Consider the following 21,512-nt stretch of genomic DNA (forward strand, 5'->3'; position numbering starts at 1 on the left):
ATAAACGCTTTTCTGACCCGCATCTGCTGCGGGTTTTTTTATCCTGGGCGCGGGTCACATCTCCGCTGCTGTATTGGCTGTCTGCTTGCACGGATTTCTGGCGGTCTGTTGATCCTGATTCTGCGGGATATGCGCGACGCCGCTTTGCATAATCCATTTTCTGCTCAATGCCGAAGTTAACATTCGACTCTTGATAATCTTACCGTAGAGCTTTATTCGCAGTTTTCGGGTGGCGCTTCGATAGGCGTCATTCAAATTCTGAGTATCCTGCATAAATACGGATTTCAATATTTCAGCGCTGTCCAGCGCGTAGCTAATCCCCTCCAGAGAACTGGCGCTGATGAACCCCGCTGCTTCACCAATCAGAAACGCATTGTCTTTTCCGCAGACAAAATCTGCCCAGCGCGAGGGGAACAGCACGGTACATTTTTCGCTTTTTAGCGGTTTGCCAAACTGAAAATGGAAGTTTTCCATTTTTGCTTTTAGCGCATCAAAGCGTGCCTGCCCGTCTTTCATCGGATAGGCGCCGCCGAAGATAAAATAACCGTCTTTGCTGATACTCCATGAGTAACAGTCCGTGACGTCGTTATCAAAAATGCAGGCGTAAAATGGTTCGGGGTGTTTTTCAGCGAACCATTGCTGAAGCGCGACGTATTTACGGATCTGATGCTCAGGATACAGATGGCGGCGAACCAGCGAATTTGCGCCGTCGGCACCCACCAGATAGCGAGCGGTAATATGTTGCTCCCAGCCATCGGCGCGAAAGATAACGTGCCACTTGTCATCTTCTCGCCAAATTTTCCGGCACAGACTGTCGTGGTAAACCGCGACCTCATCAGGGATAAGTGATTTCATCCATAAATCAAATGCGTGGCGGTTGATATTGATGTAACTGCGTTGATAGTTACGCGTCAGTTCTGCCGCGACATCCACCGTTTTAACGCTGAAAATCTGCGGGTTTGCGATCACATCGACCGGTAATGTAATGCCATCACGAATAAACGAACGCTGGGCATCCGGCGCCAGCAGGCCGCCGCAGGGTTTTGTGAAGCCATCTGTTCCGCACTGGCGCTTTTTATCCAGCGCAATGACTCGCTTCTTTCCGCTCAAATGCCGCGCCAGCGCTGATCCTGCCGGACCTAAACCGATAATTGCCACGTCAAAGTGTTCCATCTCTTTCCCCGCAGTCATTGAGATGGAGGGATGGTAAAACCTGAAAGTGAAGTCCTTGTGAAGTATGATGGCCGGAATTGTCTCGCATCAGGGTTCTTGCAATGAAACAAATCACCTTTGCGCCACGTCATCATCAGCTTACCAATATCAATACCTGGACTCCGGATAGCCAGTGGCTGGTGTTTGATGTACGCCCGTCTGGCGCTTCTTTTACCGGGGAAACCATAGAGCGGGTAAACGTTGAGACCGGGGCCGTCGAGGTGATTTATCGCGCCACGCAGGGGGCGCATGTGGGTGTGGTGACCGTTCATCCACAAGAGGATAAATATGTTTTTATTCATGGGCCTGAGAATCCTGATGCCGCGTGGCATTACGATTTTCACCATCGTCGGGGAGTCATTGCGTATCAGGGAAGCGTTGCTAACCTGGATGCGATGGATATTACCGCCCCGTACACGCCCGGCGCACTGCGCGGTGGTAGCCATGTACATGTCTTCAGCCCGAACGGCGAGTTTGTCAGTTTCACCTATAACGATCACGTCCTGCATGAACGGGACCCTGCGCGGGATCTGCGCAACGTCGGCGTTGCCGCGCCGTGGGGGCCGGTCACGGTGTCGGGGCAGCATCTTCGTGAGTACAGCGGTAGCCACTGGTGTGTGCTGGTCAGTCAAACGACACCCACCCCGAGCCCTGGCAGCGATGAGATTAATCGTGCCTATGAAGAGGGCTGGGTCGGGGACCATACACTGGCCTTTATCGGAGATACGTTGTCGGTGAAGGGTGAAAAGGTGCCGGAGTTGTTTCTCGTCGATCTGCCGCGTGAAGAAAGCGGCTGGAAACAGGCGGGAGAGACGCCTCTGGCAGGAACCGAATCATTGATGCCTGCGCCGCCAGTTGGGGTGACTCAGCGTCGTCTGACGTTTACTCATGAGAATGCTTATCCCGGACTGGTGAATGTGCCGCGTCACTGGGTGCGTAGCAATCCGCAGGCCACAGAGATTGCGTTTTTGATGCGCGATGAGCGTGGTGTTGTTCAGCTGTGGTTGATCTCTGCGCAAGGGGGGGCACCGCGTCAGCTGACCCATCATGCAACGGATATTCAGTCGGCGTTTAACTGGCATCCGTCGGGAAAATGGCTGGGGTATGTGCTGGAAAATCGAATTGCCTGCTGCGACGCGCGCAGCGGAGATGTCTGTTTCCTGACGCCGGAGCATGGCAATCCGCCTTCTGCTGATGCCGTTGTTTTCTCACCGGATGGGCGACACATCGCGTGGATGGAAGACGTACAGGGTTTCCGTCAGCTGTGGGTGACAGAAACCGGGCGTTAAATCAGGGCGTGGACATTTCTGCCGGGGGGATAACGGAGTTCATTATCTGCGTTTTCTCCTCGCTTCTTTCGACGCGTGATCTGACCGAGTTATCTTTGCGGAAAAGATCCCACGGCAGAAGCAGGGTGTCCATCACGGCGGTGAACGGCATGTCGAGTATTGCCAGAGACTTTGTTCCCCAGTTTGTATCACTCTCACTGATCATCGTAGCGCTGGCGCGAGTGCCAGGATAAGTCCCTTCCTTACCGCCAGTATGTGACATTACGCTTGAGCAACCACCCAGTAAAACCATTCCGCCGCACATCACCAGCGGTAACAACACATTTTTTATCATGATTCATTCATCTGTTGATCAACGGTGTTTGCATGATGGGTTATAGCGTTCCATTGCCCGGAAAAATACCATCAGCATGTCGCACTGTGGTGCTTATCGCACTTTAACGATCTGTGCTTCCCCCCCAGTCTATGCCATAGACAGCAAACTGCAAAAAAAGTCTCTTTTAAGCGCTTGAAAAGTTCATATCAGGACCCATTTTTAGGGTAAGGACAACGAAGAGCATGCCTGAGGGGTGTTCTGTCCACCAGACCTGTCCATGATGGAAGGTCTCATATTCTCGCTGATTTCAGGAGCTATTGATTATGCGTAATTTTGATTTATCCCCGCTGTACCGTTCCGCTATTGGTTTTGATCGTCTGTTTAACCTGCTTGAAAACAATCAGGGCCAGAGTAATGGCGGCTACCCTCCGTATAACGTTGAGCTGGTGGATGAAAACCATTACCGCATTGCGATTGCTGTAGCAGGGTTTGCGGAAAGCGAGCTGGAGATTACCGCCCAGGATAATCTGCTGGTGGTGAAAGGCGCTCATGCTGATGAGCAAAAAGAACGTACTTACCTTTATCAGGGTATTGCCGAGCGCAACTTTGAACGCAAGTTCCAGTTAGCAGAGAACATTCATGTTCGAGGTGCAAACCTGGTGAACGGTCTGTTGTATATCGAACTTGAGCGCGTGATTCCTGAAGCGAATAAACCGCGCCGTATCGAAATTAATTAATTCTGTCGGGCCGCGTTGTGCGGCCTGTTATCCCCCATGCTCGCCGTCAGGGAGCATATGCAAATCTGCGGATTTGCAGGTACTTACTCGCTTCTTAGAAGGAGAAATGATGATGCGTAACTACGATTTATCCCCGCTGCTGCGTCAATGGATCGGTTTTGACAAACTGGCCAACGCCTTGCAAAACACCAGTGAAAGTCAGAGCTTTCCACCCTATAACATCGAAAAAAGCGACGATAACCACTATCGCATTACCCTTGCGTTGGCCGGTTTCTGTCAGGAAGATCTGGATATTCAACTGGAAGGCACACGCCTGACGGTGAAAGGTAGCCCGGAGCAACCGGAAAAAGAGACCAAATGGTTACATCAGGGGCTGGTCATTCAGCCGTTCAGTTTGAGCTTTACGCTGGCTGAACATATGGAAGTCTCTGGTGCAACATTCACCAACGGATTACTGCACATTGATTTAACGCGCAATGTGCCAGAATCCCTTGCGCCGCAGCGTATCGAGATCCAGGAACGCCCTGCGTTAGATAGCTAATTTGCTGTTTGTCCTCGCCCCGCCAGAAATGACGGGGCTTTTTTGTGCTTTACCACCCATACATACCGCCTGTTCTCTGCGAAAATCTGGTTAAAATAATAATGTTATTCACAGGGATCTAAAGATGAGTGAGATAGCATTAACGGTTAGCGTTCTGGCGTTGGCGGCGGTGGTTGGATTATGGATCGGCAACATCAGGATCCGTGGGGTAGGGTTGGGCATTGGCGGCGTGCTGTTCGGCGGGATTCTTGTCGGACATTATGCTGACCTGCTGGGTATTTCCCTAAGTGGCGAGATGCTGCATTTTATTCAGGAATTTGGCCTGATTCTCTTCGTCTACACCATTGGTATTCAGGTCGGTCCTGGTTTTTTTGCGTCATTGCGCGTTTCAGGTTTACGTCTGAATCTCTTTGCTGTGCTCATCGTTATTCTCGGCGGTTTGATCACCGCTATTCTGCATAAACTGTTTGCGATTCCGTTACCGGTCGTATTGGGAATATTCTCTGGTGCGGTGACCAATACCCCGGCATTGGGGGCGGGTCAGCAAATTCTGCGCGATCTGGGCACACCTGTAGAGGTGGTGGATCAGATGGGGATGAGCTATGCGATGGCGTATCCTTTCGGTATTTGCGGCATCTTACTCACGATGTGGCTGATGCGTATGATTTTTCGCGTCAACGTCGAGGAGGAAGCGCAACAGCATGAATCCACGCTTACCCGTGGGCACTCTCTGATCCAGACCATGAACATCCGTGTTGAGAACCCGAATCTCAACAATATGGCGATTCAGGATGTGCCAATCCTCAATAGCGACAAAATCATCTGTTCGCGACTTAAACGTGATGAAACGCTGATGGTGCCCTCACCAGGGACGATTATTCAGGTGGGCGATCTGCTACATCTGGTAGGGCAGCCAGGGGATCTGCACAATGCGCAGCTGGTGATTGGCCAGGAGGTGGAAACCTCACTATCGACACATGGCACGGCGTTGCGTGTTGAACGAGTGGTCGTCACCAATGAAAAAGTACTCGGAAAGCGCATTCGCGATTTGCGCCTAAAAGAGAACTATAACGTGGTGATCTCGCGGCTTAACCGCGCGGGTATTGAGCTGGTGGCAAGCGGTGAGATGAGTCTACAGTTTGGCGATATTCTCAACCTGGTCGGACGGCCTTCTTCAATTGAAGCAGTAGCCAATGTCGTGGGCAACGCCCAACAAAAGCTGCAACAGGTACAGATGTTACCGGTGTTTATTGGTATCGGGCTGGGCGTGCTGCTTGGGTCAATCCCGCTGTTTATACCGGGGTTCCCGGTGGCGTTAAAGCTGGGGCTGGCGGGCGGGCCGCTGATCATGGCGCTAATTCTGGGGCGTATTGGCAGCATTGGTAAGCTGTACTGGTTTATGCCACCGAGCGCTAACCTGGCGTTGCGCGAGCTGGGTATTGTGCTGTTTCTTGCTGTGGTGGGGCTGAAGTCTGGCGGTGATTTTGTCGATACCCTGACGCAAGGCGAGGGTTTAAGCTGGATTGGTTATGGCATCTTTATCACCGCAATTCCGCTCATCACGGTAGGTCTGTTGGCGCGTATCTTCGCTAAAATGAACTATCTGACGTTGTGTGGGATGTTGGCCGGGTCGATGACAGATCCGCCTGCGCTGGCGTTTGCCAATAATCTGCACGCCACCAGTGGGGCGGCGGCGCTCTCGTATGCGACGGTATACCCGCTTGTAATGTTCCTGCGTATTATCACTCCGCAGCTGCTGGCGGTGATTTTCTGGGGGCTAGGCTAGGCAGGCATCTGCATCAGGGGGAATTCGTTCGTGGCGCGTTTGCCGGGGTGTCCGGCAAACAGGCTAAACCGGCGAATTCCCCGTCAGTACAGAAAATATCAGGATTAACAGAACGATGCCGCATACCACTCCAATGCCAAAGAGCAGGGCGTGAAAAGCGAGTGTTCCTCCTCCAAAGATCAGCGCGCCACGAATACTCCAGCTATTTTCTTTACGCATACCGCCGATAAAAGCACAAACCAACGCGATGACAGCGAGTGCAATACCGCTGTTATCCAGGATCTTATCGATATTGACCGCGCCTTTTCCCTCGGCGACAGAGGGAGAGGGGGACTCGCCTCTCAGGCCGGCAATAATGCCTTTTTTGACGGCGGAGACCTGCGTTGCAACCACGCTCTCCAGTGTGGGCGGCGGCGCGGAAAAGGGGCCAAAAGAGAAATGGAAAATACTGAGAATCAACGCAATGGCGCCGAACAGCATTCCCGGTAAGCTACATTTGTTTTGCGATATGATGTCCATCTGACCTCCCAGTGCTGAACGACACAGAGCATAGCAGTAATACGGCGTTCGCCATTCTGAAAGTGAGCAGGAATAACAGTAAAACGCAGCATTAAAAGGAGCCCTGATGAAGATTTCTCTCCCTGGGGAAGCGCCGGATTACCGCTTCTCGCTGGCAAACGAGCGTACTTTTCTGGCGTGGATCCGCACCGCGCTGGGTTTTCTGGCGGCGGGTGTTGGTCTTGACCAGTTGGCGCCGGATTTTGCCACGCCAGTGATTCGCGAGCTATTGGCGTTGCTACTGTGCTTGTTTTCTGGTGGCCTGGCGATTTACGGCTACCTGCGATGGGTGCGTAATGAAAAGGCGATGCGTCTGAAAGAGGACCTGCCGTACACCCGCAGTTTGTTGATTATCAGTCTGATTCTGATGGTCGTCGCGGCAATCGTTATGGTGTTGGTACTGTATGGCGGATAGCCGTAAAGCGCGTCGCATTGCCGATCCGGGGCTTCAGCCGGAGCGCACGTCGCTGGCCTGGTTTCGCACCTTGCTGGGCTATGGCGCGCTAATGGCGCTGGCGTTGAAACATCACTGGCACCAGGCGGGATTCTTGTTCTGGGTTTCTATTGGCGTGCTGGCAATCGTGGCAATCATACTCTGGCGTTATACCCGCAGTCGTCACCTGATGGACGTCGCCCATTATGATTTTTCTCAATCTCGCGTGGTGCGTGACAAATTTATGATCTCCCTCGCGGTGTTATCCCTCGCAATACTGTTTGCTGTAACACATGTTCGCCAACTTATCGCGTTTATCGGGGATAGTGTATGACGGGAAATGAAAACAAGGATGTCAGTGAGGAGGCGTACCAAATCGTTGTCAACCGCGAGAATAGTCAGCAAGCGCAAGAACTGTATCGGAACTTACAGCAGCCTGGCATCAGGGTTGTGCGGTTTATCCCCCATATCGAGTTTGATAAGCATGGTCATTTAACCGCAGAGTCGGTAACCGCAGAAGGGTGGAGGCGGTTTTTAAATGCGGTATTTGCTATCTGGGTTCGGGAAGATGTTAACCGGATATCCATTCAGCTTTTTGATAAGATCTTAACGCAGTGGTGCGGTCGCGCTGATGCGGTGAATTTACAGGATATTTCGCCTGTCGGCGCAGATTGTCCGGGCTGTTCCGTATTGCGCTTCTGTGCTGGTGAATGTCTGAAACATCGTGATAGCAGCGGAAAAAGCGTGCTTTGTGCCGGTTATAAAGCCTTTATTAGCGACTCTTCGCCGTACATGCGCGTTATGCGCGACCTCATTAAGCAGCATCGCTCACCGATGGAACTGATGGCGATGCTGCGTCAACGTTAGCGGCCTTTTGCCAGGTACTGCGCCATTTCGGCTTCCGGTACCATTCCGCCGCCGGTTGCCCACACCAGATGGGTGGCGTGGCTTAACTGCTCAGCCGTGAACCCGTGCATCTGTTGGTATGCCGCTGAACCGCATACGCGCTGAGGTCCGCTCATCCCAGCCAGAGCAGACGGTTCCAGGCGAATGCCTTCTTCCTGCGCCAGCCAGCCCAACATGTCATACATGGTTTGATCGTCAAGGGTATACAGCCCGTCCAGAAAACGCTCCATCGCCCGACCCACAAAACCTGATGCTCGCCCCACCGCCAGCCCGTCCGCTGCTGTCAGGTTATCGATGCCAATCTCCTGAACGGAAATGGCGTCGTGCAGGCCAGTGTAAACGCCGAGCAACATGCAAGGAGAGTGGGTCGGTTCGGCGAAGAAGCAGTGAACGTTATCGCCAAACGCCAGTTTCAGGCCAAAAGCCACACCACCAGGACCGCCGCCGACGCCGCATGGCAGATAGACAAACAGCGGATGATCGGCATCCACCACGCGCCCCTGCTGCGCGAACTGTGCTTTCAGGCGCTGCCCGGCGACTGCGTAACCTAAGAACAACGTGCGGGAGTTTTCATCATCAATAAAGAAACAGTTTGGATCGGACTCCGCCGCCTTACGCCCTTGTTCCACTGCCACGCCGTAATCTTCTTCGTACTCGACCACCGTCACACCGTGGCTGCGCAGTTTGGCTTTTTTCCACGCACGGGCATCGGCAGACATATGCACGGTAACCTTAAAGCCGATACAGGCACTCATGATGCCGATCGACAGCCCCAGGTTACCGGTCGAACCTACCGCGATGCTGTACTGGCTGAAGAATTTTTTGAATTCAGGCGAGAGCAGCACGCTGTAATCATCTTCAGTGGTGAGCAGCCCAGCCTCCAGCGCCAGTTTCTCTGCGTGGGTCAGTACTTCATAAATCCCGCCACGGGCCTTAATCGAGCCGGAAATAGGCAGATGGCTGTCTTTTTTCAGCAGAATTTCACCGCAGATAGACTGTCCGTACTCTTTTTCCAGCCGTTTCTGCATCGCAGGAATGGCCGCCAGTTCGGATTCAATAATCCCGCCGGTAGCGGCGGTTTCCGGGAAGGCTTTCGCCAGATACGGCGCAAAGCGGGCCAGGCGAGCGTGGGCGTCCTGAACATCCTGTTCCGTCAGGCCGACATACGGTAAACCTTCTGCCAGCGAGGTTGTGGCCGGGTTAAACCAGGTCGTTTCTTTGAGAGCGACCAGATCCTCCACCAAAGGATACTGGGCGATGAGATTTTGAATGTTTTCCATAGTACGTCTCTTTGCGCTTAGATAATAAAGGAAAGCAGGAATGTGCAAGCCAGTGCAATAACCGACGCGATAAATGTCGCAGTCGTATAGTATTTAAACGTCTCATTCAACGTGGCGCCGCAGTATTGCTTCACCAGCCAGAAGAGGGAATCTGTGACGATCGTGCAGCCAATTGCGCCGGAACCGATAGCAATAGCGATGATCTCCGGGCTTACGTTGGGATAGAGCGGCAGCATCGGCGCGACAATTGCCGTTGCGCCCATCATCGCGACGGTTGCCGAACCGACTGCAGCATGCAGGATCAGCGCCACCAGCCAGGCCAGCAGGATGGGGTGCATATGCATATTGGAGAGGAGCACCGCAAGGGTATCCGCCAGGCCGCTACTCTTCAGAATGGCGTTGAACGCGCCGCCCGCACCGATAATCAGCAGAATGTTAGCAATTGAACCAAAACCGTTTTCGGTATGGGTGAGCAGCGTACCCATGCCGATATGCTGGCGCAAACCGAGAATGTAGTAAGCCACGAAAACCGCGATAAACATGGCAGTAATCGGGTTGCCGATAAACTCCAGCAGGGTGTACAACGTACTGCCTTTCGTCATGTTCAGTTCAGCGATGGTTTTTGCCAGCATCAGACCAATCGGCAGCAAGACGGTAAACAGGGTTGCGCTCAGTGACGGCAACGTATTTTCGTCACGGACTTTAAGGTCAGAAAATTCAGCGGGTACGGCTTTATACGGCAGACGGTTGCCGAGCAACTTCAGGAACAGCGGTCCGCCGATAAGCGAAGCCATCAGCCCTACCAGCAAGCCATAGACGATAACGGAACCGAGATCGGCACCCAGTTTATTTGCCACGAATAGCGCAGCCGGATGCGGCGGCACTACGCAGTGTACGGCCATCAGGGCGGTACATAACGGGATAGCCAGTTTCAGCAATGAGGTATTGGTTTTTTTGGCGATGGAGAACGCCAGCGGAATTAACAACACCACGCCCACTTCGACAAACAGCGTGATACCGCAGATAAGCCCCACCAGTACCATAATGACGTCGGCGGAGAGCCAGCGACAGCGCTGGAGCGTTAGGCCAATGCGTTCTGCCGCACCGGAAACTTCCATCATTTTGCCAAGAATGGTCCCCAGACCGATAACGGCGGCGAGGAAACCCAGCGTTCCGCCGATACCACTCTCAATGGCGTTAACCATCTCCAGCGGGCCCATATCCATCATCGTGCCCACAAAGAAACTGGCTAACAGCAATGCCAGAAACGGGTGGAATTTGAACTTCACGATGGTCAAAACGATTAACACGATGCTTATCAGCAGTGTGCTCACAACCCAGATTTGAGAGTGCATATCTCACCTTGCCCTGTGATTAAACTCAGGCTATTGAACAAAAAAACGGCGTAGGCTGACAAACGATATAATTTCCTCTTCACATGAGCCAGATTGCATCAAGTGGGTGATATACGTCTAAAAATGGCTGTTTTATGCGATATGCTTCACTCTGGTTCATCTTTGTGCTGATTTTTACAGCGTGATTTTTTACACTGCGAATAATCAAGAGAGGTTACAGAGGTGGTTATGGATCCCCTTCGCGAAGTCGGAAATCGTCTACTCAACGGCTGGCAGTTATCAAAGCTCTACACCTTTGAAGTGGCGGCAAGGCATCAGTCTTTTGCGCTGGCGGCAGACGAGTTGTCATTAAGCCCCAGCGCCGTCAGCCACCGTATTAACCAGCTTGAAGAAGAGCTGGGCATTCAGTTATTTGTTCGCTCACACCGGAAAGTGGAGTTAACTCACGAAGGAAAACGGGTGTTCTGGGCGCTGAAATCGTCGCTGGACACGCTGAACCAGGAGATCCTCGACATCAAAAACCAGGAGCTCTCCGGTACGCTCACGGTTTATTCGCGGCCTTCCATCGCCCAGTGCTGGCTGGTGCCCGCATTAGGTGATTTCACGCGCCGCTACCCGTCTATTTCACTGACCATTTTGACCGGTAACGACAACGTGAACCTCCAGCGTGCGGGTATAGACTTGGCGATCTACTTTGACGACGCACCCTCCGCGCAATTGACGCACCATTTCCTGATGGATGAAGCGATCCTGCCCGTATGCAGTCCGGACTATGCCCGCCGTTTTGACCTGCAGGACACGTTGGTTAACCTGCGTCACTGCACATTGCTGCATGATCGTCAGGCGTGGAGCAACGATTCAGGAACGGATGAATGGCACAGCTGGGCGCAACATTTTGGGGTGGATCTGCCGCTATCATCGGGGATTGGTTTCGATCGTTCTGATTTGGCGGTGATTGCCGCAATGAACCATATTGGCGTCGCGATGGGGCGTAAGCGGCTGGTGCAAAAACGCATCGACAGCGGGGAGCTTGTCGCGCCTTTCGGTGAGATGGCGCTTAAATGCCATCAGCACTACTACATGACCACGCTGCCTGGCAGGCAGTGGCCGAAAATTGAGGCCTTTATCGGCTGGCTGCAAGAGCAGGTGTCATGATGATTTATTACGTTTTCACCCTACACCAGATGTCGGAGATTATGCTAAATACGTGATATCCCTCCCGGTGAATGACTGAGGACAACCGTGTTAAAACCGCTCATCTCTCTCCTGCTGCTCGCCAGCGCCGCCGTTTGCGCGACCGAGCCGCCGTTAACGGCTGCGCATTATGCGCAGTTGCTGGGGCCAGGAATGGATGTCGACTGGGCGCGCACCGAAAGGGGCATCCGGGAATTTGATCCGCTGGTGGTCCGTGATTTCAAGGCTAAGGGATTAACCCACGTGCGCATTCGGGTTGCGGGCGAGCCAACGGAAGCGCGGTTAATTCACCTGCGTAAACTGGTTGAAGCCTGTAACCAGTATGGCGTGATCCCCATTATTGCGTATCAGGCCGAGGAGTATAAAAACGATCCCAGCGTCGGAAACGAAAAAGAGGTCGAAAACTGGTGGATTGCCGTGGCGCACTATTTTGCGCAAAGCTCGCCGCTGCTGGGTTTTGACCTGATTGATGAACCGGCGGAGAAACTCAATCACAATCAGGCTTCACTCAATCGGGTCTATGACAAAACCCTCCGCACGATCCATGCCATCGACCCACAGCGTATGATCTTTATTGCTCCACGCATGCGCGCCGCGCCGGAGGCGTTGTCGGATCTTAAACTGCCACCTGGAAGTCAAAACTATGTGCTGGCACAGTGGCATATCTTTCCGTGGGGGCCGTTAAAGAATAAGGGGAAATTCCCCTGGACCTCCGGCACATTGGCGGAAAAAGCCGCTATCCGCGCGCGAATAAACGCCGTCATACATTGGCAACAGAAAACCGGTCATGTCAGTTGGGTAGGGGGTTGGGCGGCAGGAGAAACCCTCAAAAATGCCCCATCGCCGTCACAGCTCGCCTTTGCCCGTTTTATGGCCTGTGAGCTGAAGAAAGCGAAAATCCCGTATGCTATCAACGCAGATACGCAGTTTTATGATGGGGAAGAGGGGACGTGGCGGCCCGCACTGGAACCGCTGTTGAACGCGATGGTATCGCCGATGTGTGAAAAGCCCGGCGATAAGCCGGGCCATCATCAGCTTAAACCGCCTGCTCCTGGTGGGACACACGAGACGCCAGCGGGAGCCAGCACAGTAAAATCAACAGCCCCATAAAGGTCATCAACATACCAAGGCTGGCTTGTCCGGTTTGCGGCATCATCGCAGAGAGCCATGCCAGCACGCCTGAACCGATGTTTTGCAAGCCACCTACCAACGCACCCGCTGTTCCGGCCAGGAACGGGAAAGGTTCCATCGCCCCGCTGGTTGCCAGCGGGAACAGCATGCCGGCGCCAAAGAAGAACAGCGCTGCCGGGATCAACAGCGTCCAGACGTTCATCACGCCGAACCAGCCAGGCACCCACATCATTACGCCAGCCAGCAGGCAACTGACCACCGATTGCCACATCAACGTGGAGAAGCGTTTATTGGGGCGACCAGCAAACCATGCGCCGAAAAACGCCGCCGGGATCGGCAGAATAAACAAGACGCTCACCACCATGCTGCTTAAACCTAATACGGCCCCCATCAGCACACCGGAACAGGCCTCGAAGACGGCAATCCCGGCCAGGCCGCCAATCAGCATCAGTAAATAACAGGTAAACGCGCCGTTACCGAACAGGGTTTTGTAGTTGGTGATAAGCCGTGTGCGCGGCGCGCCCGTCGGACGGGTCTCCGGCATCCAGCGCGCCATGCTAAAGGTAACGCCTGCGCAGAGGATCAGCAGAAAGATGTAACAGGCACGCCAGTTCCACAGGGTATCCAGCAGACCGCCGATCAGCGGAGCCATCAACGGGCTGACCAAAATCCCCATATTCAACAAGCTATTGGCGTGGCGCAGTTGTGTGCCTTCATACAGATCGCGCGGTAACGTCCGCGCCATCACGCCGCCAACGCCGGTCCCCATGCCCTGCATCGCACTGGCGGCAATCAGCACCGTCAGGCTGTGGGTAGTGATGGCAATCAGCGTGGCCAGCATAAAGATGGACATGCCAACGAGGATCACCGGGCGACGCCCGACACGGTCGGAAAGCGGGCCGTAAACCAACTGTGACAAACCGTAGGTCAACAGGTAGGCAGCCATCACGCTTTGGACGGCCCCTTCGCGGACATTCAGTTCACGCGCCATATCGGCAATTGCCGGGATATAGATGGTTTGCGCCATCTGACCCACTGCGACAAGTAATACCAACATCAACAACAAATTGACGTTTCTCTGCCTTTTCATTTCGCTGATTACTTTTTAAAAAGAGAAAAAATAAGAATAAGTGGCTATGGATTCCCATAAATGCGGGTGAAATCTACCACACATAAAAAAGAAGGCCAGATAGAAGACTGGAATGGTCTTTCAGCAGACGGCAGGATATGTAAACAAAATCCGGCAACAAATGTTGCCGGATTGCATCATGCCAGACGAAGTAACATGGCACCCGCGGCAATACCGCCAGCAGCGACGAGACGCAACCCAATCACCCGCTCTTTGAGCAATAGCCACGCGATAAGCGCGCCGAACAAAATAGACGTCTCGCGCAGCGCGGCGACCACCGCCAGGGGGGCCTGGGTCATCGCCCACAGAGCCAGCCCGTACGAGCCCATCGTGCCGATACCGCCAAAAATCCCTTTCTTCCAGTGCTGCACCAGGTAGCGTGCGGCCTCCTGGCGTCGGGCAATCATCGCCCAACCCAATAAGCAGGAGCCATTGAGAAAGAAGGTCCACAATGTGTATCCCAGCGCGGTTTCTGACAGTCGCACGCCCGTTCCGTCCACCAGAGTATATCCGGCTATAAAACAGGCGTTAATCAAGGCCAGAACCACTCCCTGCCGGGAACTGGCGTGACCGTTGCAGGCCATACCGAGGATGGCAATACAGATCACCACGATACCGACCCAGGCCAGCGCGGAGAGGCTGTCGCCGAGAAATAGTACGCTGATTATCGCGACCAGTAGCGGAGCGGAGCCACGCATTAAGGGATACGTTTGGCTCATATCCGAAACCTGATAGGTTTTGGCGACCAGAACGGTATAGACCACCTGGAGTGCGGTAGAGGCGGCTAAGAATGGGATACTGGCAACAACAGGCTGCGGGGCGAAGGGTAAACATACCAGCGCCATTAATGCGGCAGAACCGCTGACGCCAATCGCCGAGTAGAGTTTGTCGTTTCCTGCTTTCACAATGGCGTTCCAGCTGGCATGCAGCAGCGCGGCGAACAGCAAAATGCAGAAAACGGAAAGGGTCATGGCGACGGGTGCCTTAATGGATGTAATAAAAATGTAACATATCCTTGAGGTACACGCACCTGGCAAAGGGGGAAAGGGGAGCAGTTGCCCGCTCCCCTTTGGTGCGGCTTGAATCTGAATTACTTGAGGTATTTCAGAACAGCATCAAGCAGTTGCAGTGCAGCAACAATGAGTTTCAGGATAAGAATAGTGATATCCACGAGGCTCATACGCGTCTCCTGTGGTGAAGGAGCACTGTCAGCTGACGTACCTTTCCGCTGCCTGTTGCCAGCTGTTGCGCACGCGATCTCTCGGCGAGAAATGTTGTGCTTGTTGACGTAACACAGTGTGCTCACTCGGGGTTTAGGCGCTGACGGCACCACCCGTTTCAGCCAGGGCTTTGTTGCGCCGGTTTACGATGCGGCCCCGCATAACACATTGCGTACAGTGATATTATAGATGATTTACTGTATAAATAAACAGTAATTTGTAGACAAGACGGCATCTCTGCACCATACTCAAATGCGTCAAAATTCGTGCCGAAATTGCGTGTTCTTCGTGGAATGCGTATACTTCTTGTGTTGACATAACACAGTGTGCTTTGCGGTTACCAGCCGCATAACGCTGATAAAAACCTCGCTTCGGCGGGGTTTTTTTGTTTTTGCACTGTTCTCAGTGGTAATGTGATCATTGACTCATTTTTGCACAGATGAATTTATTTCCATTGTCACATCTAAAAAGCTGTGCTTGTATAAATCCTGTTAATCAATAAACAGACAAGGTCCCTAATGAACCCTTCCATGCTAACTGCGACCCTACTAAAAACTGCGCAACCTGCCGCAGTGGTCGTCGTGCGTGTGGTGGTGGTCGTCGGCAATGCGCCGTAGGGTCCGGAACACACGATTCCAAAACCCCGCCGGCGCAAACCGGGCGGGGTTTTTCGTTTAAGACCCTCCCCGGAACGCGAAGTGGTTCGGGTTGCAGGAAGGCGGCAAGTGAGTGAACGCAGCCAACGCATCTGCAACGTGAATGACTTAGCGTAAAGTCGGCCCAGAATAAAAGGACTGGAGCATGGCAAGTTCGGGCACAACATCCACACCTAAGCGCTTTACGGGCGCAGAATTGATCGTTCATTTACTGGAGCGCCAGGGCATCACCGTGGTGACCGGGATCCCGGGCGGTTCGATTCTCCCCGTCTACGACGCCTTAAGCCAAAGCACGCAAATCCGTCATATCCTGGCGCGCCACGAACAAGGCGCGGGGTTTATTGCGCAGGGTATGGCGCGAACTGACGGTAAACCCGCGGTTTGTATGGCCTGTAGCGGGCCGGGAGCAACAAACCTGGTGACGGCCATTGCTGATGCGCGTCTCGACTCTATTCCGTTGGTGTGTATCACCGGTCAGGTTCCGGCCTCCATGATCGGCACCGACGCCTTCCAGGAAGTGGACACCTACGGCATTTCTATCCCCATCACCAAACACAACTATCTGGTCAGAGATATTCACGAATTGCCGCAGGTGATGAGTGATGCTTTTCGCATTGCCCAGTCAGGACGCCCGGGGCCGGTGTGGATAGACATTCCTAAGGATGTTCAGACCGCGACGATTGAACTGGAAGAGCTGCCGCCAGCGGCAGAGAAATCACCCTCGCCGGAGTTCAGCACGGAAAGTATCCGTGACGCCGCCGCGATGATTAATGCGGCAAAACGTCCGGTGTTGTATCTCGGCGGTGGTGTCATCAATGCCCCTGCCCGCGTGCGTGAACTGGCGGAAAAAGCGCAGTTACCGACGACCATGACCTTAATGGCGCTGGGTATGCTGCCAAAAGCGCACCCGCTGTCGTTAGGCATGCTGGGTATGCATGGCGCGCGCAGCACCAACTTTATCCTGCAAGAGGCGGATTTACTGATTGTTCTGGGTGCGCGTTTTGATGACCGGGCGATTGGTAAAACGGAGCAGTTCTGCCCGAACGCCAAAATTATTCATGTCGATATCGACCGTGCGGAGCTGGGGAAAATTAAGCAGGCGCACGTGGCGATTCAGGCCGATGTGGATGATGTTCTGGCTCAGTTGATCCCCTATATTGACGTGCAGCCGCGTGAAGCGTGGCACCAGACGGTGGCGGATTTGCAGCGTGAGTTTCCGAGTGCAATCCCGCAAGAGCGCGATCCGCTCAGCCATTATGGGCTGATCAATGCCGTGGCGGCCTGCGTGGACGACAGCGCGATTGTCACCACCGATGTGGGGCAGCATCAGATGTGGACGGCGCAGGCGTATCCGCTCAACCGTCCTCGTCAGTGGCTGACCTCCGGTGGACTGGGCACCATGGGCTTTGGCCTGCCGGCAGCGATTGGCGCTGCGCTGGCGAACCCTGACCGTAAAGTATTATGTTTTTCCGGCGACGGCAGTCTGATGATGAATATTCAGGAGATGGCGACCGCCAGTGAAAACCAACTGGATGTGAAAATCATTCTGATGAACAACGAAGCGCTGGGTCTGGTCCATCAGCAGCAGAGTCTGTTTTACAAGCAGGGCGTCTTTGCCGCCACCTATCCTGGGATGATCAATTTTATGCAGATTGCCGCCGGATTTGGTCTGGAAACCTGTGATTTGAATAACGAAGCTGACCCGCAGGCGGCATTGCAGGCGATTATCCGCCGTCCGGGACCGGCGCTGATTCATGTGCGCATTGATGCGGAACAAAAAGTGTATCCGATGGTGCCGCCGGGCGCGGCAAATACAGAGATGGTGGGGGAATAAGCCATGCAGAAACAGTCACATGAAAACGTCATTCTCGAGCTCACCGTGCGTAACCATCCGGGGGTAATGACCCATGTCTGCGGCCTGTTCGCCCGTCGCGCCTTTAACGTGGAGGGCATCCTCTGTTTGCCGATCCAGAACAGCGACCACAGCCGTATCTGGCTACTGGTCAATGACGATCAACGCCTTGAACAGATGATAAGCCAGATAGACAAACTGGAGGATGTGGTGAAAGTCATTCGTAACCAGTCAGATCCAACCATGTTTAATAAGATTGCCGTCTTTTTCGAATAACAGCTCAAGGCTTGAACAGCAACGCGCTTATCGTTAAGGTAAGCGCGTTTTTTTTACCCGCCAGGACAGAACCATGATCACCGTTGCCCTTATTGACGATCACCTGATCGTCCGCTCCGGCTTTGCACAGTTGCTGGGGCTCGAACCTGATTTACAGGTTGTCGCCGAGTTCGGATCGGGACGTGAGGCGCTGGCGGGACTGCCGGGGCGCGGCGTGCAAGTCTGCATTTGCGACATTTCCATGCCGGATATTTCCGGGCTGGAGTTGTTAAGCCAACTGCCAAAAGGGATGGCGACCATCATGCTCTCTGTTCACGACAGTCCGGCACTGGTGGAGCAGGCGTTGAACGCAGGCGCCCGTGGTTTCCTCTCCAAACGCTGTAGCCCTGATGAACTGATTTCTGCGGTACGTACGGTGGCGACAGGCGGCTGTTATTTGACGCCGGATATCGCGGTAAAGCTGGCGGCGGGGCGTCAGGATCCGCTGACCAAACGCGAACGTCAGGTGGCGGAAAAACTGGCGCAGGGAATGGCGGTCAAAGAGATTGCCGCTGAACTGGGGCTGTCGCCGAAAACGGTGCATGTGCATCGCGCCAATCTGATGGAAAAACTGGGCGTCAGCAACGACGTTGAACTGGCTCGCCGTATGTTTGATGGCTGGTGATGAGCACCTTTATCTCCCGGTTAATTACCGTTATCGCCTGTTTTTTTATCTTCTCCGCCGCGTGGTTTTGCCTGTGGAGCATCAGCCTGCATCTGGTTGAGCGACCGGAAATGGCGGCGCTGCTGTTTCCATTTGGTCTGCGTCTGGGGCTTATGCTGCAATGTCCGCGCGGCTACTGGCCAGTGTTGCTGGGGGCCGAATGGCTACTAGCCTACTGGCTGGCGCAGGAAGTGGCGCTCGCTCACCTCCCCCTTTTGATGATCGGAAGTGTACTGACGCTACTTCCGGTGGCGTTAATCTCCCGCTATCGCCATCAACGCGACTGGCGCACGTTGCTGTTGCAAAGCGCGGCGCTCACGGCGGCGGCATTACTACAGTCATTACCGTGGGTGGGGCAAAGCGAAGTGGCCTTTACTGCGCTGCTGTTGACGCTCACCGGCGGACTGACGCTGGCCCCCATTTGCCTGGTGTTCTGGCATTACCTCACCAGCACCACCTGGCTGCCGCTCGGTCCGGCACTGGTTTCGCAGCCGGTCAACTGGCGCGGTCGCCATCTGGTCTGGTATTTACTGCTGTTCACCGTCAGTCTGTGGCTACAACTTGGATTGCCGGACGAACTTTCCCGTTTTACGCCGTTTTGTCTGGCGCTGCCGATTATCGCACTGGCCTGGCACTATGGCTGGCAGGGGGCGCTGATCGCGACCCTGATGAACGCCATCGCGTTGATTGCCAGCCAGACCTGGCACGATCACCCGGTTGATTTATTGCTCTCATTACTGGCGCAGAGCCTCACCGGGCTACTCCTCGGCGCGGGGATCCAACGCCTGCGCGAACTTAACCAGTCGCTGCAAAACGAGCTGGCGCGCAACCACCGCCTGGCGGAACGTCTTCTGGAAACCGAAGAGAGCGTACGTCGCGACGTCGCGCGGGAATTACACGACGATATCGGCCAGACCATCACCGCGATCCGCACCCAGGCCGGTATTGTGCAGCGACTGGCCGCGGACAACGGTGGCGTAAAGCAGAGTGGGCAGCTTATTGAACAGTTGTCGTTGGGCGTGTATGACGCGGTACGCCGCTTGTTAGGGCGCTTACGCCCCCGCCAACTGGACGATCTGACGCTGGAGCAGGCCATTCGTTCGCTGATGCGTGAAATGGAGCTGGAAAGCCGTGGCATTGTCAGCCATCTCGACTGGACAATAGACGAGTCAGCGCTCAGTGAAGGCCTGCGAGTGACGCTGTTTCGGGTGTGCCAGGAGGGGTTGAACAATATTGTTAAGCATGCCAGCGCCAGCGCGGTGACGCTACAGGGCTGGCAGCAGGACGAACGACTGATGCTGGTGATTGAGGACGACGGTTGCGGGCTACCGCCAGGATCGGGTCAGTTGGGTTTTGGCCTGACCGGCATGCGTGAACGAGTGACGGCGCTGGGGGGAATGCTGGCGATTTCCTGCACCCACGGCACGCGCGTGAGCGTCTCATTGCCACTGCGTTATGTGTAAGGAGAGGTCATGCTGACGTTTCTGAAAGCCCCGGTAAATGCGCCGTTAATTCACGATAAACACGAAATCGATGCCCGTTACCGCTACTGGCGGCGGCATATTCTGACCACCATCTGGCTCGGTTATGCACTGTTCTACTTCACCCGTAAAAGTTTTAACGCCGCAGTACCGGAAATCCTCGCCAGCGGCGTATTGACTCGCAGCGATATTGGTCTGCTGGCCACGCTGTTTTACATCACTTACGGGCTGTCGAAATTTGTCTCCGGCATCGTCAGCGACCGCTCCAACGCCCGCTACTTTATGGGGATAGGACTTATCGCCACCGGGGTGGTGAACATTTTGTTCGGCTTCTCCACCTCGCTGTGGGCGTTTGCCCTGCTGTGGGCGCTGAATGCCTTCTTCCAGGGCTGGGGTTCGCCGGTGTGTGCCCGTTTGCTGACGGCGTGGTACTCGCGCACTGAACGCGGCGGCTGGTGGGCGTTGTGGAACACCGCACACAACGTTGGTGGCGCGCTTATTCCTATCGTAATGGCCGCTGCCGCCCTGCATTATGGCTGGCGTGCCGGGATGATGATTGCCGGACTACTGGCGATTGCGGTGGGTATTTTTCTCTGCTGGCGACTGCGCGACAGGCCGCAGGCCATCGGTTTACCGCCGGTGGGAGACTGGCGGCACGACGCGCTGGAAATCGCCCAGCAGCAGGAAGGGGCGGGACTGACCCGCAAAGAGATCCTCACCAAATATGTCTTGCTGAACCCTTACATCTGGCTACTTTCGCTCTGTTATGTGCTGGTGTATGTGGTGCGCGCGGCGATCAACGACTGGGGCAATCTGTACATGTCGGAGACGCTGGGGGTTGACCTGGTGACCGCCAACACGGCGGTGACGATGTTTGAGCTGGGCGGGTTTATTGGCGCGCTGGTGGCGGGCTGGGGCTCGGACAAACTGTTCAATGGCAATCGTGGGCCAATGAATCTGATTTTCGCCGCAGGCATTTTGCTTTCCGTTGGTTCGCTGTGGCTGATGCCGTTTGCCAGTTACGTGATGCAGGCCGCCTGCTTCTTCACCACCGGCTTCTTCGTCTTTGGGCCGCAGATGCTGATCGGTATGGCGGCGGCCGAATGTTCGCATAAAGAGGCGGCAGGGGCGGCCACCGGGTTTGTCGGATTATTCGCCTATCTTGGCGCATCGCTTTCCGGCTGGCCGTTGGCGCAGGTGATGGAAACCTGGCACTGGACCGGATTCTTTGTGGTGATCGCCATTGCCGCCGGGATATCCGCTCTCCTGCTGTTGCCGTTTTTGAATGCTCAGGCGCCGCGCGAGGTCAATGAAGCGTGATGCACCTCACCTTTTTACGCCGAGTCGGGCAAAACTAAGAAATTTTCCCGGTTCCGCCTGGACGCTGTCTCAGGCCAGGCTGGCTGCTGATTTTTACAATGACTGCCATCAAGCAGGTATAAAAATCAGGAGATACC

23 protein-coding genes, 1 pseudogene and 1 other annotated feature are annotated in these 21,512 nt (G+C 54.4%); of the genes and pseudogenes, 15 read left to right on the plus strand and 9 right to left on the minus strand.

The genetic code is table 11. From position 1 onward, the window contains the following. Positions 1-54: 54 nt before the first annotated feature. Positions 55-1,173 (minus strand): colicin M resistance lipid reductase CbrA, encoded by a 1,119-nt coding sequence (cbrA, locus tag CJP72_RS15860; RefSeq protein ID WP_162382325.1) that lies wholly within the window; start codon positions 1,171-1,173, stop codon positions 55-57. Between the two features lie 101 nt (positions 1,174-1,274). On the opposite strand from cbrA, the gene CJP72_RS15865 reads away from it, so the two are divergent. Beyond that, on the plus strand, positions 1,275-2,501 hold the full coding sequence (locus CJP72_RS15865; RefSeq protein ID WP_162382326.1) for a DUF3748 domain-containing protein: 1,227 nt from the start codon (positions 1,275-1,277) through the stop codon (positions 2,499-2,501). Between the two features lies 1 nt (position 2,502). Here CJP72_RS15865 and CJP72_RS15870 read toward each other — a convergent pair whose 3' ends face one another. After that, on the minus strand, positions 2,503-2,835 hold the full coding sequence (locus CJP72_RS15870) for a YceK/YidQ family lipoprotein (RefSeq protein ID WP_162382327.1): 333 nt from the start codon (positions 2,833-2,835) through the stop codon (positions 2,503-2,505). Between the two features lie 239 nt (positions 2,836-3,074). Continuing rightward, positions 3,075-3,147: a sequence feature (ROSE (Repression Of Heat Shock gene Expression) occurs in the 5'-region of heat shock genes and acts as an RNA thermometer to modulate expression.), on the plus strand. Between CJP72_RS15870 and ibpA the strand changes: the two genes are divergently transcribed. The 3 genes from ibpA to CJP72_RS15885 all read left to right on the plus strand — a co-directional run bounded on the left by ibpA (position 3,141) and on the right by CJP72_RS15885 (position 5,881). Continuing rightward, a complete protein-coding gene (ibpA, locus tag CJP72_RS15875) occupies positions 3,141-3,554 on the plus strand; it encodes a small heat shock chaperone IbpA (protein WP_040231504.1) in 414 nt (137 codons plus the stop codon). Its footprint overlaps the feature before it by 7 nt. A gap of 112 nt (positions 3,555-3,666) precedes the next feature. Then, on the plus strand, positions 3,667-4,095 hold the full coding sequence (gene ibpB, locus CJP72_RS15880; RefSeq protein WP_162382440.1) for a small heat shock chaperone IbpB: 429 nt from the start codon (positions 3,667-3,669) through the stop codon (positions 4,093-4,095). 124 nt (positions 4,096-4,219) lie between these two features. Then, positions 4,220-5,881, plus strand: coding sequence for a putative transporter (locus CJP72_RS15885; protein ID WP_162382328.1), 1,662 nt, complete (start codon positions 4,220-4,222; stop codon positions 5,879-5,881). Between the two features lie 63 nt (positions 5,882-5,944). On the opposite strand, the gene CJP72_RS15890 is transcribed toward CJP72_RS15885, so the two are convergent. Continuing rightward, positions 5,945-6,400: a hypothetical protein gene (locus tag CJP72_RS15890; RefSeq protein WP_162382329.1), complete on the minus strand. Its 456-nt coding sequence runs from the start codon at positions 6,398-6,400 to the stop codon at positions 5,945-5,947. A 106-nt stretch (positions 6,401-6,506) separates the two neighbouring features. Here CJP72_RS15890 and CJP72_RS15895 point away from each other — a divergent pair, with 106 nt between their 5' ends. From CJP72_RS15895 to CJP72_RS15905, 3 genes are read left to right on the plus strand one after another with little or no spacing between them, the layout of a single operon-like run. Further along, positions 6,507-6,854 carry a YidH family protein gene (locus CJP72_RS15895; RefSeq protein WP_162382330.1) on the plus strand — a complete coding sequence of 116 codons (348 nt, stop codon included), beginning with the start codon at positions 6,507-6,509 and terminating at the stop codon, positions 6,852-6,854. Continuing rightward, positions 6,844-7,206 carry a DUF202 domain-containing protein gene (locus CJP72_RS15900; protein ID WP_162382331.1) on the plus strand — a complete coding sequence of 121 codons (363 nt, stop codon included), beginning with the start codon at positions 6,844-6,846 and terminating at the stop codon, positions 7,204-7,206. Before CJP72_RS15895 ends, CJP72_RS15900 begins: the two co-directional genes overlap by 11 nt. Beyond that, positions 7,203-7,739 (plus strand): radical SAM protein, encoded by a 537-nt coding sequence (locus tag CJP72_RS15905; protein WP_162382332.1) that lies wholly within the window; start codon positions 7,203-7,205, stop codon positions 7,737-7,739. The genes CJP72_RS15900 and CJP72_RS15905 overlap by 4 nt, the downstream gene beginning before the upstream one ends. Here the strand turns inward: CJP72_RS15905 and dsdA are convergent. Both dsdA and dsdX read right to left on the minus strand, forming a co-directional pair. Then, complete coding sequence (gene dsdA / locus CJP72_RS15910; protein WP_162382333.1) at positions 7,736-9,058, minus strand: D-serine ammonia-lyase; 1,323 nt, start codon at positions 9,056-9,058, stop codon at positions 7,736-7,738. The genes CJP72_RS15905 and dsdA overlap by 4 nt on opposite strands. A 17-nt stretch (positions 9,059-9,075) precedes the next feature. Continuing rightward, positions 9,076-10,413, minus strand: a complete 1,338-nt coding sequence (dsdX, locus tag CJP72_RS15915) for a D-serine transporter DsdX (RefSeq protein WP_162382334.1) — start codon at positions 10,411-10,413, stop codon at positions 9,076-9,078. 228 nt (positions 10,414-10,641) lie between these two features. On the opposite strand from dsdX, the gene dsdC reads away from it, so the two are divergent. Together dsdC and CJP72_RS15925 are read left to right on the plus strand one after the other, a co-directional pair. Continuing rightward, a complete protein-coding gene (gene dsdC, locus CJP72_RS15920) occupies positions 10,642-11,568 on the plus strand; it encodes a DNA-binding transcriptional regulator DsdC (protein ID WP_162382335.1) in 927 nt (308 codons plus the stop codon). 87 nt (positions 11,569-11,655) lie between these two features. Next, positions 11,656-12,717 carry a cellulase family glycosylhydrolase gene (locus CJP72_RS15925; RefSeq protein WP_162382336.1) on the plus strand — a complete coding sequence of 354 codons (1,062 nt, stop codon included), beginning with the start codon at positions 11,656-11,658 and terminating at the stop codon, positions 12,715-12,717. Here the strand turns inward: CJP72_RS15925 and emrD are convergent. From emrD to CJP72_RS25250, 4 genes and pseudogenes are all read right to left on the minus strand, one after another. Then, positions 12,644-13,828: a multidrug efflux MFS transporter EmrD gene (emrD, locus tag CJP72_RS15930; RefSeq protein WP_162382337.1), complete on the minus strand. Its 1,185-nt coding sequence runs from the start codon at positions 13,826-13,828 to the stop codon at positions 12,644-12,646. The two genes, CJP72_RS15925 and emrD, sit on opposite strands and share 74 nt — an antisense overlap. Before the next feature lie 176 nt (positions 13,829-14,004). Beyond that, complete coding sequence (locus CJP72_RS15935; protein WP_162382338.1) at positions 14,005-14,838, minus strand: DMT family transporter; 834 nt, start codon at positions 14,836-14,838, stop codon at positions 14,005-14,007. Between the two features lie 119 nt (positions 14,839-14,957). Further along, positions 14,958-15,047 carry a type I toxin-antitoxin system toxin TisB gene (gene tisB / locus CJP72_RS15940; protein WP_097734737.1) on the minus strand — a complete coding sequence of 30 codons (90 nt, stop codon included), beginning with the start codon at positions 15,045-15,047 and terminating at the stop codon, positions 14,958-14,960. After that, positions 15,044-15,154: pseudogene (locus CJP72_RS25250) on the minus strand (hypothetical protein); the annotation flags it as partial. The gene tisB and the pseudogene CJP72_RS25250, both read right to left, overlap by 4 nt. Before the next feature lie 451 nt (positions 15,155-15,605). Between CJP72_RS25250 and ivbL the strand changes: the two are divergent. The 6 genes from ivbL to uhpC all read left to right on the plus strand — a co-directional run bounded on the left by ivbL (position 15,606) and on the right by uhpC (position 21,375). Then, the gene (gene ivbL, locus CJP72_RS15945; protein WP_047460165.1) at positions 15,606-15,704 is read left to right on the plus strand and encodes an ilvB operon leader peptide IvbL; all 99 of its coding nucleotides are present in this window, start codon (positions 15,606-15,608) and stop codon (positions 15,702-15,704) included. A gap of 184 nt (positions 15,705-15,888) precedes the next feature. After that, positions 15,889-17,577, plus strand: a complete 1,689-nt coding sequence (gene ilvB / locus CJP72_RS15950) for an acetolactate synthase large subunit (protein ID WP_162382339.1) — start codon at positions 15,889-15,891, stop codon at positions 17,575-17,577. A gap of 3 nt (positions 17,578-17,580) precedes the next feature. Next, positions 17,581-17,871, plus strand: coding sequence for an acetolactate synthase small subunit (ilvN, locus tag CJP72_RS15955; protein WP_162382340.1), 291 nt, complete (start codon positions 17,581-17,583; stop codon positions 17,869-17,871). A 73-nt stretch (positions 17,872-17,944) separates the two neighbouring features. Next, the gene (uhpA, locus tag CJP72_RS15960; protein WP_162382341.1) at positions 17,945-18,535 is read left to right on the plus strand and encodes a transcriptional regulator UhpA; all 591 of its coding nucleotides are present in this window, start codon (positions 17,945-17,947) and stop codon (positions 18,533-18,535) included. Further along, the gene (uhpB, locus tag CJP72_RS15965; RefSeq protein WP_162382342.1) at positions 18,535-20,037 is read left to right on the plus strand and encodes a signal transduction histidine-protein kinase/phosphatase UhpB; all 1,503 of its coding nucleotides are present in this window, start codon (positions 18,535-18,537) and stop codon (positions 20,035-20,037) included. Before uhpA ends, uhpB begins: the two co-directional genes overlap by 1 nt. A gap of 9 nt (positions 20,038-20,046) precedes the next feature. After that, positions 20,047-21,375 carry an MFS transporter gene (gene uhpC / locus CJP72_RS15970; protein WP_162382343.1) on the plus strand — a complete coding sequence of 443 codons (1,329 nt, stop codon included), beginning with the start codon at positions 20,047-20,049 and terminating at the stop codon, positions 21,373-21,375. Positions 21,376-21,512: the final 137 nt, after the last annotated feature.

This window comes from Citrobacter sp. NCU1 (assembly GCF_010231475.1).
GTDB lineage: Bacteria > Pseudomonadota > Gammaproteobacteria > Enterobacterales > Enterobacteriaceae > Citrobacter_D.